General features: G+C 58.3%; 7 protein-coding genes. All 7 read right to left on the reverse strand.

Annotated elements, in window-relative coordinates:
* Positions 1-859, reverse strand: an 859-nt coding sequence (locus EXQ56_13910; GenBank protein ID MSO21520.1) for a hypothetical protein, incomplete at its 3' end; no start/stop codon positions are given.
* Between the two features lie 73 nt (positions 860-932).
* Positions 933-4,274, reverse strand: a complete 3,342-nt coding sequence (locus tag EXQ56_13915) for a TonB-dependent receptor (GenBank protein ID MSO21521.1) — start codon at positions 4,272-4,274, stop codon at positions 933-935.
* Positions 4,275-4,401: 127 nt separating this feature from the next.
* Positions 4,402-5,979, reverse strand: a complete 1,578-nt coding sequence (locus tag EXQ56_13920) for a sel1 repeat family protein (protein ID MSO21522.1) — start codon at positions 5,977-5,979, stop codon at positions 4,402-4,404.
* Positions 5,980-6,042: 63 nt separating this feature from the next.
* Positions 6,043-6,861 carry a hypothetical protein gene (locus tag EXQ56_13925; protein MSO21523.1) on the reverse strand — a complete coding sequence of 273 codons (819 nt, stop codon included), beginning with the start codon at positions 6,859-6,861 and terminating at the stop codon, positions 6,043-6,045.
* Entirely contained in the window at positions 6,862-8,454 is a 1,593-nt protein-coding gene (locus tag EXQ56_13930; GenBank protein MSO21524.1) for a hypothetical protein, read from the reverse strand.
* Positions 8,324-10,003 carry a tannase/feruloyl esterase family alpha/beta hydrolase gene (locus tag EXQ56_13935; protein MSO21525.1) on the reverse strand — a complete coding sequence of 560 codons (1,680 nt, stop codon included), beginning with the start codon at positions 10,001-10,003 and terminating at the stop codon, positions 8,324-8,326. Before EXQ56_13935 ends, EXQ56_13930 begins: the two co-directional genes overlap by 131 nt.
* 666 nt (positions 10,004-10,669) lie before the next feature.
* Positions 10,670-11,701, reverse strand: coding sequence for a transposase (locus EXQ56_13940; GenBank protein ID MSO21526.1), 1,032 nt, complete (start codon positions 11,699-11,701; stop codon positions 10,670-10,672).
* Positions 11,702-12,038: the final 337 nt, after the last annotated feature.

The following is a 12,038-nucleotide window of genomic DNA, read 5'->3' on the forward strand; positions in this document are numbered from 1 at the left end:
CATAGGCCGCGGTCATCTCCAGTTGCCTGCGCACCATCTCTGCCAGCAAGCTCAGCGGCTGATTCCGATACCAGATTTCCCACTGGATGGCGCTTTGTTCCTGTGAGCCGACCAAACCTTTTTTGGAGGCTTCGGTATACTGCGCGCCCATGGCCTGATCGAGGAAAATGTCGAAGGTGGGCAGCACCTTCATCACTTGTTCCATAGCCATGGAATTGAGGTTGGCGCGCGTATCGTTTTTCACGATCACCGGATTGGCGTCGGCCACTCGGTCAATGCGCGCGCGGGTCTCCATATCCTCGGCCACCGCCCACACTCGCAACTGCCGGCTGCTAACGTCTTCCGCCGGATTGGGCCGCACGCCGACCACCACCCATTCGCCGGGCTTCACTTTCTTGACCGCGTCGCGGATGCCGTTCTCAATCGCCATGCGCGTAGTCTCCAGGTCCTTGCCGGCCATCACCGAAACCTGGATGCCAGTATCGGGACTTTTGATCCCCAAGGCTGCCGCGGCCTGACCGCCGCCGTACAGATGCGAATGCGTCTCGATGATGCCGGGCATGACCATCTTGCCCGCGAGATCAAACGACTTCGTGTCCGCGTTGGCCAGTGTCTTGATTTTTTCTGAAGTGCCCAGGGCGATGATCTTGTTCCCCTTGACCGCCATCGCTTCATAGGTGTTGCCGACGTTGGTGTTGACGCCATGATCGTCCATGCTGACGATCTTGCCGTTCAACAGCACCATATCGGCATAGCCGAACTTGGCGACCTCGGTGGGCAGGGTGGTTTGTGCCCACGGGGAATTCAGTGGGACCAGGATAAATGAAAGCAGCAAAACGCTTACCATCCGTCGTTTCATTGTTGCATCACTCCTTTGTAAATCAATTCGAGTACTAACCAGTTCTTTTGCAAAATAATCTGCATTATCCCCGTTAGAAAATCAGCTTCAGAGCCATCTGAATCTGCCGCGGATTGTTGCGAATGGAGGTGATCTGCCCCGCGCTGCTAACGGGTCCACCCGTATTGTTAAAAGTATTGGTTGAAGGCAGTCCGAAGTTGACGCGGTTAAACACGTTGAAAAACTCCGCGCGGAACTGTAGGCCGCCGCTTTCCCCCAGCCAGGAAAGCTGCGTGTCCTTGGTCAATGTAACGTCGAAGGTGGCGATGCCCGGCGCGATCAAAGTATTGCGTCCCAGGTTGCCCGCAGCGACCAGGTTGCCCAATCCGGGAACATTCGCCAGCGAAGGGTCGTTGCGGAAGTTTGCCGGCCAGCTAAATTTGGAGACGTCAAAATAGCCAAATTCGCGCGCCGACCGCTGGGGATTGGTGGGATTGGTTTCCGCTCCCGGATTCAGATTGATGGTGGAGCCGGAAACAAACTCCAGGGCCTTGGTGGGGTTGGCAAGCTGCGGCTGGCTGGCGCCCGCGCTGAACGGAACGCCGCTATTCAGGCGGAGCAGGCCACTGATTCCCCATCCGCCGAGCAGCTTGCCAGTGGCGCCGGTCAGATTGCCGCCGGGCAGATCATACACAAAGTTTGAGTACAGGCTATTGCGCACATCGTAGGAAGACAGCCCGTGCATCTTGTCCCGTCCATACCCGGCGATGTCGTTGTCGTAATCCGGGCCGTTCCAGGTGGAAGAGTCGTCGGTGGCTTTCGAGAATGTATACGCCCCCTGAACCTGGAATCCGTGGCTGAATCGCTTGGTCAGGTTGATCTTGAAGGAATGGTAATCGGAGGTGCCGTCCATCAGTCGCCAGCGCAGCCGGTTGTAGGCTCGGTTGGGAAGAGGCAGATCAATGCGGTAATAGGTTTGCCCATTGGGCAGCACCACCGAAGGCGTGGCGTTCAGTTGCACGGAGCCGCGCATCAGGCGCAGCGCGCGCGTGGCCGTGTAGCCGGTTTCCACGGTTACCGTGTTGGTCAACTGCTGCTGCACTTCAAAGCTCCACTTCATGGCGTAAGACCGCTTGATGAAATATTCCATGCCGTCGTACTGGGGCGCTCCGCCGCCTCCCGTCAAAGTGGCCTGCTGAGTGATGTAGCTGTTGGGAAAATCAATCGCAAACGGCGCGGAGAGCGTGGCGATGGAGAAGAACGGCGCGCCGCGCACGATGGGACTGCGATACAGGTCCCCCAGAAGCTGCACGTCGAAGATTCCGAATCCAGTACGGATCGAGGTCTTGCCGGTCTGGAATGGATCCCAGGCCAATCCGACGCGGGGAGCAAAATTCTTCAAGGAAGGATTTTTGAAATAAGGATCTCCGACGTTCGAGGTGGCGGGCGTCTCCGAGTAGATGTGCGGGACGCTGATGTCCCGGATGTTGGCGATCTTGCCGTTCACCTCGGTGGGCACGGAGATGATCTCGTAGCGCAGGCCCAGGTTCAGAGTCAGTCCCTGCTTCAGAGTGAAATCATCCTGCAAGTACAGACCCAGCAAGTTTTGCCGCAGTCCGCGGTAGTTGTCTGAACCCGGCGCCGGCACGTTGAAAGTATTGACGGTGCCGAGCATGAAGTTCGGCAGACTGCTGAATGCGAAAACGCCGCCGGAATTGAAATCGCCGCGGTTATTGAATTGGAACCGCTCGAAATTCATGCCCATCTTCAGCGCGTGGCGGCCTTTGTTCCAGTTGATGTCTTCCTTGAACTGAAAGACATTCTGGATCTGCTTTTTAGGGTTGGTGGAACTGCCACCCCAGCCCGCTAGACCCGTAACCGTTATTTTGCCGAGAATTCCGGAGCCATCGAAGCTATCGAATCCATTGGGGTATTGGAAGCCGTCCTGGAGGGTGTCGAACCCCTGAATGTTGGTACGGTTGAACGAGAAATGGGTTCTGCTCAGCAGCGTGGCGGAAAAGATATGGGTTTCTTCAATGGTGTTGAAGCGGTTCGCGGTGGTGGAGTTCTCATCGGTGGAGAACCCCGGCGTGAGCTGGTCCGCGCCGTCAATGGTAAAGCGGCCAAAGAAGGAATCGGAATCCGAGAAACGATGATCCAGGCGAACGGTCTCGTAATTCTGATTGGTTCTCTCCCCCTGCGCATAGGAGATCTGGCCGGTGCCATCCGCGCGATCCAGCGGCCCCTGGCAAGTCGCTCCGGCGCAAGTGACGTTCGGCAGCGGATAGGCTTCCACATAAGACCGCATGGCGGGACGGATGGCCAGCGTACATAGATTCGATCCATTGGCCGCTACTCGGGAAGCGCCCCCGGCCGTGGTACACGCCGCGGCCGCCAGCGGTATGGTCCCAGAGCGCATCAGAATGCCGGGCACGTTGAACGTGTTGGTGGTGGACTTCCTTTCCCGCAGTCCTTCAAAGCTCCCAAATAAGAATGTCTGGTCCTTGCGCACCGGGCCGCCCACAGCGAATCCAAATTGATTCCGCTTGTAGGGAGCTGGATCGCTGCGCACCAGGGGCTGCGAGGGATCGCGATCAAAGAAGCTGCGCGCATCCATCTTGCTGTTGCGCATGAACTCAAACACGGAGCCATGCAGTTCGTTGGTCCCGGATTTGGTGACCGCGCTGACCACGCCGCCGGAGTGGCGGCCGTACTCGGAGTCATAGGCGTTCACGATCACCTTGAATTCACGCACGGTTTCCACGCCAGCCATATTCCCGGCGGCGCTGCCGGCCACGTTCAGCGAGTCGTTGATGTCCGCCCCGTCCAGCAAAAAGCTATTCATGTTGTAACGAGTGCCGCCGATGGAAAGCTTCTTGCCAAAACCCTTGGACGCATTCTGCTGTCCGCTCTCGGCGATGACGGCGTTGGCCTTCAAGGGCACCAACTCGATAAAGCTGCGCGCGTTCAAGGGGATTTCGCGCATCTGCGTCTCATCAATCGTGCCGCCCACCGTGGACGTGGTGGTATCAATCAGCGGGGCTTCGCTGGTAACCGTAACCTGCGTGGTGACGTCGCCGACATTCAATGTGAAATCGACCACCGCATCCCTGCCGATGGTAAGTGTAATTCCTTTTTGGATGGTGGACTGGAAGCCGGCCAGGGACGCCTCCACCTGATAGGCTCCCACGGAGAGCGCGGTCACGCGAAACGCCCCATTGCCGGCTGCTACCGTGGTGCGCACGTTGCCCGTCTCCACATTGGAAACCACCACTTTGGCCTCGGGCAATACGGCGCCGGTCTGATCCTTGACCACGCCGGAAATGCTCGCGGTATTCTGCGCCGCCAGATTCACACTGGACGCCATGGCGATCACCCAAAGACTAAACACGCCACCCCTGACCATCCGGTTTATGGAACTGATTCCATTGCGCATGACTTGCCTCCTTCTGACCTCTCATATCTTCTACACATATAGCTTGAGCTAGTTGAATTTGACTTGCCCGATGCTAGCACATTGCCCCAGCCATCGCGCCGCAATATTTTCGCGTGAACGTTGGCGGTTACGGCTTCGCGGCGGGTGGTTTGCTCGATGCTGGCCGGGCAGTCCGCAATTTCCCGGCGAGCTGGGTGGCCTGCTCGATCTGTGTCGGAGACAGCGCTTCTCCCAGCGGCTTTTTGGCGAAGGCGGCGCGCTCCATCCCCTGCTCGTCGGCGAGCAGAAACCACGCGTATGCCTGAACCATATCCTGCGGGACGCCAATGCCCTGGACCAGCATCATGCCCAAATTGAATTGCGCGCCGACGACTCCCTGCCCGGCGGCCAATTGATACCATTTCGCCGCTTCGCCCGCTTCCCCGCTTTGATGATGCAGCATTGCAACCTGGTACTGCGCCGCGGAGTTCTTCTGCTCCGCCGCCTTGCCGAGCCAGGACAGCGCCTGCTCCCGGCTGGCGGGGACTCCCTTGCCGGCGAGAAACATCATGCCCAAATTGAATTGTGACTGGACGTTTCCGCGTTCGCCGGCGGCCCACAATGCGGCGGGCACGTTTCCGTGAACGGCGGCTTTGGCGATCCACTGGCGCGCCAGGTTGTCGTCCTGGGGGACTCCAAGTCCTCCGCTGTAAAGTACGGCGAGATTAAATTCGCCCTGGCTATTTCCCCTGGCGGCTGACTTTTGCAACCACTGCGCGGCGGCCTCATAGTCCTGGAGTGGTCCCTGCCCGCCCAGATACATGTCGCCCAGCTCAACCTGCGCCTGGGCATCACCGCTTTCCGCCCGCACCCAAAGACGGCAACCAGCGTGCCTGCCGTCCGCGCCGGCCTGATACCATTTGGCGGCTTCCTTGCGATCGGCGGGAACGCCGCGGCCATACTCAAAAAATGCGCCGACGTCAAAAGCCGCAGCCACCAGTCCGAGAGAAAATGCCTTCTGGTAATGCTGTACCGCCAGCGGGAGATTCTTCTCCGTACCCACGCCGTTTTGAACCATGCGCGCGAGATTGAACTGAGCCTGCGCGATGCCCTGGTCAGCGGCTTTCTCGTACCACTTAATCGCCTCCGGGAAATCTTCCGTAATGCTTTGGGAGGCGCTGTTGCGCAGGCCCGAGTACAAGATTCCCAGATTTAGTTGGGCATCCCCATGACCCTGCTCGGCGGCTAGGCGGAACCACTTTGCCGCTTCGACATAATCGGCGGGAACGCCGCTGCCAGCTTGCGCGGCGAGGCCGACCGCATACTGGGAATTCGCCGAGCCAATTTCGGCGGCCACGCGATGCCATTTCAGGGCTTCCGCGAAATCGGCTGGAAAACCACGGCCCCCCATCTGGTAGGTAACGCCGAGTATGTTGGCCGCCTCGACAACGCCCTGCTCGGCCGCCATGCGGTACCACTTCACTGCCTCGGCGGTATCTTGCGGAACGCCCAAGCCTCCGCCATACAGCGAACCCAAACGAAACTGGGAGTCGGCGTCGCCCGCCTCCGCCAGCGGACGCCATTCCTTCAGCGCGGTGGCATAGTCTCGTTTTTGAAAAGCTTCGAGGCCGACCTGAAATTCAGTTTGCGCACGCACGGTGCCAAGCAGCAAGACAAACAGGAAGAAGGTGCGTCCCAGGAGAAACCGTTGTCGCTGCATGGGCATTCCGCCATTCTTAAATGAATTCCGGGAGCAGCCCTTGATTCTTGCCAGTGGGCCTGCTGATCATCAGAAAATCTCCGGGAAGTTGTAAGTCAGAACCGCGTTCAGCACTTTGTCGGAGATGATGACGTTCTTGCCTTTTAAGTCCAGGTCAATGCCGCGCGGCTGCTTCAATTCTCCGAACGGCCCGCCGATGGTCCAGCGCGGAGCCACATCGCCATTGTCCTGCGTGGTGCTCCAGACTCCCACAAACGATCCGTCGTGCGGACCGGCCGTGCTTGGCCCCGACATGGCCACCAGCACCAGCCCCTTGGAGGGGAACGCCCGCATCCCGAACGTACCGGTCAACAGTGTCTTCTTGCCGCCTACGACGCGAAGCGGAGTCACATCCCCTTGGTCGGTGCGATTCAAAAACAGGAGCCGTGGATATTTCTCTTCTGCTGATCCGGCGGGATTGGTGGCCACAATCACGTTATGCACATAGTCAACTGACACCGCATCAATGTCGATTTCACCGGGCATGGTCAGATGTCGTTTGGGCGCGACGTTGCCGTTGGCCAGCCGGTCAAACACCAAGATCACAGCGTCTTCCGACACCAATATTTCATTGTTGACCGGGTCGATCTCCACCTTATCCGTATTGCTCAGCCGGGTCGCCGAGCCTTGAATCACGCGCAGCGGCTTTTCCTCCCCGCTGGCGCCGCCGCGAAAAACCAGGATGGCCTGCGCGAACGGCTGCGGGACATAGAACTCGTCGCGAAGCGCGTCGTAGACAATGCCGTGCATGGTGCGCCCCAGCATGGTGGACTGTCCTTCGATTTTTCGGACAGGCTTTTCATTGCCCTCCGCCAACCTGGCGAAGGCCGCAATCTGCGGATGCGCCACTCAGTTCGGCACTAGAATCTGCTCGCGCTTGGCGTCGTAGGCGATGGCGCCGGGATTGCCGATCATCAGCGCCGGCTCGTCGGCGGGCCCGCTGCGAATGGTCCGCAGCGGAGGCGTATTGCCGGCAGCGCCCAGCTTGTACGCCGTCGCCGTGTGGTTGCCAAAGTTGGCCACCCACAGCTCGCCGTTCTTGCGGTCGAGTGTGATTCCAGTGGGATTTCGCAAGCCGGTTAGCGCGCCTTTCAGCACCCGCAGCGGAGCCACATCGCCCGTCGCGTCAGGCGCGAAAACCAGAATGGAATCGCCCATGTCGTTGGCTACGTAAAGCTCTCCTGTCTCACTGTCAACCGACAATCCAGTGGGCCAATTCAACTGAGTCTTCGTTCCAGAGAGGACGCGCAGCGGCGGCGTGTTCCCCTGCGCCACGATGTCATGCGCGGTAATTGATGAGGGGAATGTTTTCCCCGTGCCAGGAATCCGCCGCTCCGCCGGCCACGTGGAGGCCGTGCTAAATGTCCCCTGATACATTCCAGTCTGAGTGATGTCGCCGGTGGTGCGGTTGAACTCCCGGAAGCTGCCGTGGTTCGTCGCGTAGAGCACTCCCCGCTTGGTATCGACGGCAATTCCGTGAGGATCGGCTAGGCGGGTCTTATCCCCTTGCAGCAGCCGCAGCGGCACATCGCGGTTTCTGGCGTTCTTGTCGAACACCACAATGGCGTTGGAATGCTGTAGGGAAAGGAACATCTCCTTGCGCTCCTCCGACACGTCAACGCCAAACGTTCCGTGCGGAGTCCTCAGCTCCGCCGCCGGAGCCGCATTGCCGCGCTGCTCGCGGCTGAAGATCACCAGCGTATCCACGGTGTCGTTGTTGACCGCATAGATGTCTCCGCTATCAGGGTCAATATAGAGGCCGCACTGAAATTCGATCTTGGTGTTGGATCCGCCCAGAATGCGCTTCGGCTCGCTGAAGCTGGTGGGCGGCGGCGTTGCGGCATCGCGATTGTAAACCAATATCTGAAAGAGATTTTCGTCGGTTACCACCACTTCATTGTTCTTGGCGTCCACGGCGACAGAACTGAACGCAGGATAGGAATCGCGAATCACGCGCACGGGCCGCCGCTTGGCCGCTGCCGCCGAATCGGATAGAGCGGTTTGCGTGCGGCTTTGGGTCGTGGCGGTGATTTGCGTTGCGGTATAACTCGCGGGCGACCACTCGCACATCTGCCCGTCCATTTCAGGCAGTTCGGCTACCGCGATGAGTTTGGGGCCGCCGGTGTGAGCATTCGCTCCACGTGGCAAGTGGCCGCCCGCTGGCGGCAATTCCATACGTCCAAATTGCAGGACAGAGACGGCGACGGCCATCACTGCCGTCATCATCACAAGCCCGGCCTTACGATGCCGTAAATTGTGCACAGCCGCTTGAAGGCTCTTCATGGTTCCTGATCTCCAATCCATTGTTCGCTCAACGGCAGGTGAAGTTGCCTTGCACCCAGTTGGCGCGATCGTTCTCGCCGCCTGCCGGGCCGCTATAGACGGCGCGCTGCGGATACGCGCAAATTTTGCGCTCGTTGTCCACCTTGCCATCGGCGCCATGCGTGGCGACTAGATGCTCCGGCGCCTTGCCGTTCTCCACCCAATCCACCAGCGGAGCCAGCTTGTCCCATGTATTCGGCCCGGCCCCGCCGCCGCAGTGACCCATGCCTGGAATCATGAACAGCCGGGCGCGCTCGCGTCCGGCCTGGGTGTCCGCCGCGAAGGTGGTGGTCAGCACATCCTTATAATAATCCACCGTCGGCTCCGGTGAGACCTGCGGGTCGGCCCAGCCGTGATAGAGGATCAACTTGCCGTTCCGCGCCTTCAGAAATTTGCTGAGGTTGGGGTCTTTGGCGTCCAGCATATCGATGATCAGCTTGCCGCGGCCGTTGGCCAGATCATCCACGTTGAACTCCCACCAGCCCCATTCCGGCGACAGCTTCTTCTTGTCGAGCTTCTGGTTGATGTCGGTGAAATCCGCCGGCGGCACTCCCGGATCGTTCTCATAGAACATATAATTCAGGCGGTCGCCGGAGGATTGTAGGCCGTCGGGAAGCAATTTATTTCCGGCATGAGGAATAATCTGACGCTCCCAGGCCGCCTCAGAGCCGAACGCCGGACCTTTATGGATGCGCCGTCCCTTGCTGTCGCGCGCTCCCTGATAGATGGCCTCGATCGACTGCAACTGCGCGCTGGTGAAGCAGTCGGCGCGGTTGGCATTGGCTGAGCATGTCTGCGCGGCAAACTCCACCTTAGGATCAAAAGTGCAGCGGAGTGGATCGTCAATCACGCCATCGCGGATGCCATCCATGGCGTCGCATTTATTGAGCACCGCGTCGCGCAACATTTCGACTTTCTTTATGCTATCGAGCGAGCCGTCGCCGTTCGTGTCACTGGCCAGATTGGCGGCGAAATTTTCGCGGAACAGCCGTTGCAGAATGGCCAGGCGGTTGACTGTATTTTCCACCGTAAAGTTGGTCGGGGCTCCGGCAACGATGCCGTCGAAGTCGTCCGGGAAGCGCTGCGCTTCCATCAGACCCTGGCGGCCTCCGGTGGAGCAGCCCTCAAAATAGGAGCGCTGCGGCGCTTTGCGGTAATAGGCTTCCACCATGGTGCGCGCGGCGTTGACAGTCAAATGCACAGCGCGGTAAGCGAAATCAATCTCGCCCTGCCGGTTATTGAAGGCGTAGGTCGAGCCCGGCTCCGAGCCTTCGTCATGTCCCGAATTGCTGTTGGCCACGGCATAGCCCTGGGCGAGGCGATGGTCGGCGAAATCCAGGTCGCCGTCCTGTCCGCCGTCGCCCCACATGAGGAAGCGGCCGTTCCATTTATCCGCGAAGGGGAGCTGCACATGATAGTGAATGGCGGGCGAGATAAGTCCGCGCACGTAGCAATAGCGCGGCGTCGAGCCCTTGGCCTCGATGACCTTCGCCGAAAGGATGGTCAGGTTCGCCAGGTTTTCGAGCGCCAGGCAGCTCCGCTCCTGATCCACCGGGCCACCAGGGCCATTCTGCCATGCGAACGCATCGCCGCCGCCCAGCCACATCGCGATGGTTGCCAGTGAGATAACTAGTGAGCGTGTTACTCGTTTCATCACGGGAATCTCCATTCTTGCCGGTTCTCATTGCGGGGGACTCTAAAATGGTTCGCAAGCGGACCCGCATCCTGCGGGGCATTATAAAGTACAAGACATTTCTATTACAGAATAAATTCACGCGGGATTTGCACGGGGTGAGGCGTTGGTGCATGAATCAACCTAGGCTCCCCCGCTAGTAATGGCTCGGTGTCCCGATCCATCATGGAGATCGAGGGGGGCAACGTCATGGCCGCGGGGAAGTCGAGCCGAGTCAACCGCAAGTACAAGACCAAATACAGAATCCGGAACTGGAGGGAGTACGAGCGTGGCCTCAGGCGCCGCGGCGACGTCACGATCTGGCTGAGCGAGGAGGCGATCGCCGCGTGGACACCGGCAAAGAACGGTGTCCCGTATGGTCAAAAAACTCATGCGGCCTCTCGGTGATAGTATTTGAGGAGGCCGCCGAGTCGATCTTTGCAGCGCACGCGGAGGTTGTCCCTACCGAAAACTTTGTCGTGAAGAAACGGTGCGAGATTTACGTTCAAAGTCTACCTCAAGCGCAGCGTTCTGGAAAGAATTTCTCTTCGGGAAGCTGCGCAGATTTGATTGCCGGTTAACCGCGTGTAACGTTGGGCAGGCTTCTGCCATCTGGTCCTATCTGAAATTCAATTATTCCTTTCTACCGTTGCGCGGTTTTGATCAAGCTGCTCTTCTTTCGTAGCGATGGTGGAGTTCGCCAACTTCAGGGAACTCCACTACGCGACCGCGTTCGGGCTTGAATACCTCTCGTGGCTGTGGAGCGTTTTTCTCCAGTGCAAGATGGGTTCTCGCTCTTTCGTAATATTGAAAATACGACCGCAGGATCTTCCGCAGGGAAGTTTCGTTTAACACCAAGAAGTGGTCGAGACATTCTCTCCTGATCGAGCCAATCAACCGTTCCACGTAGCCGTTTTGCCAAGGGGAATGTGGAGCCGTCAGGACTTCTGCTATGTCCATTGACTGTACCGTTTCGCGGAAGATCTTGCCGTAACATTTGTCTCGGTCACGGATCAAGAATCTTGGAGCCGTATCGAACGGGAAGGCTTCGCGCATTTGTTGGGCCGCCCATTCCGCCGTGGGATTGGCCGTAATATTGAAGTGGACGACGCGACGGCGGTGGTGTTCCAGCACCACGAAAACGTACAGGAGCCGAAAGTTTAGGGTGGGCACGATAAAGAAATCAGCTGAGACCAATTGCTGGGCGTGGTTCTTCAGGAAAGTCCGCCAAGTTTGAGACGGAGGCTTGCGATGCATGCCCATGTACTTAGCGACCGAAGTTTCCGAAACCTCGAATCCCAGCATTAGCAGCTCGCCGTGAATTCTCGGCGCACCCCCGGTCGGATTCGCCAGTCTCATTTTGCGGATAAGGGATCGAACCGCAACCGAAAGTTCTGGCCTGCCCGGTCGGCAACCTCTGGATTTCCATGTCCAGTACAAGCGAAAACCTTTTCGATGCCACCCAAGAACCGTATCGGGTTTGACGATCACGAGAGCAGACCGCCAACTCGACCAAACTGTTGATAGCCAAACCCACAAAAGGCGATCAGAACGATTAAGCTGAATTCGGCCTCGCTGGCTTCTTTGCAATACATTCAACTGGTGCCGCAAAGCAACAATCTCCAACTGCAGACTGGCACGCGACGCCAGAAACGTTTGAAGAGAAGAAAAGAGGAAGGAAAAGAAGGTTTTCATGATGCCAGAAAGCGTATCAGGACACCACGATAACTTCAATCATTTCAACCCGATGGAATTTACGATAGGGACACCCGAGTTTGTTCACGTTCCGGTGGCTTTCGTTGGCTCATACAATCGCTTCCTGTCTTCCTGCTTTTCTCACGGTCTTTCCTCCAAAGGCGGGGTGGAGCTTGGGATCTTCCGGTGGTGGGTGGCCTGCTCGTAAGCGTAAGCCAGCTTGATCATAGTTGCTTCGCTATAGGGCCGACCCTGAAAGGTGATTCCGAACGGAAGATTGTCGCTGGTAAATCCCGCCGGAACGCTGATTACTGGAACGTATTGGAGGAACGTATTC

It is taken from the genome of Acidobacteriota bacterium, from assembly GCA_009691245.1.
In the GTDB taxonomy this organism is placed as follows: domain Bacteria; phylum Acidobacteriota; class Terriglobia; order 2-12-FULL-54-10; family 2-12-FULL-54-10; genus SHUM01.

What these genes read in the sequence shown, in the direction of transcription:
- EXQ56_13915 (MSO21521.1), bottom strand. Translation starts at nt 4,274, where the DNA reads ATGCGCAATGGAATCAGTTCCATAAACCGGATGGTCAGGGGTGGCGTG.
- EXQ56_13920 (MSO21522.1), bottom strand. Translation starts at nt 5,979, where the DNA reads ATGCCCATGCAGCGACAACGGTTTCTCCTGGGACGCACCTTCTTCCTG.
- EXQ56_13930 (MSO21524.1), bottom strand. Translation starts at nt 8,454, where the DNA reads ATGGCGCCGATGGCAAGGTGGACAACGAGCGCAAAATTTGCGCGTATC.
- EXQ56_13935 (MSO21525.1), bottom strand. Translation starts at nt 10,003, where the DNA reads ATGGAGATTCCCGTGATGAAACGAGTAACACGCTCACTAGTTATCTCA.
- EXQ56_13940 (MSO21526.1), bottom strand. Translation starts at nt 11,701, where the DNA reads ATGAAAACCTTCTTTTCCTTCCTCTTTTCTTCTCTTCAAACGTTTCTG.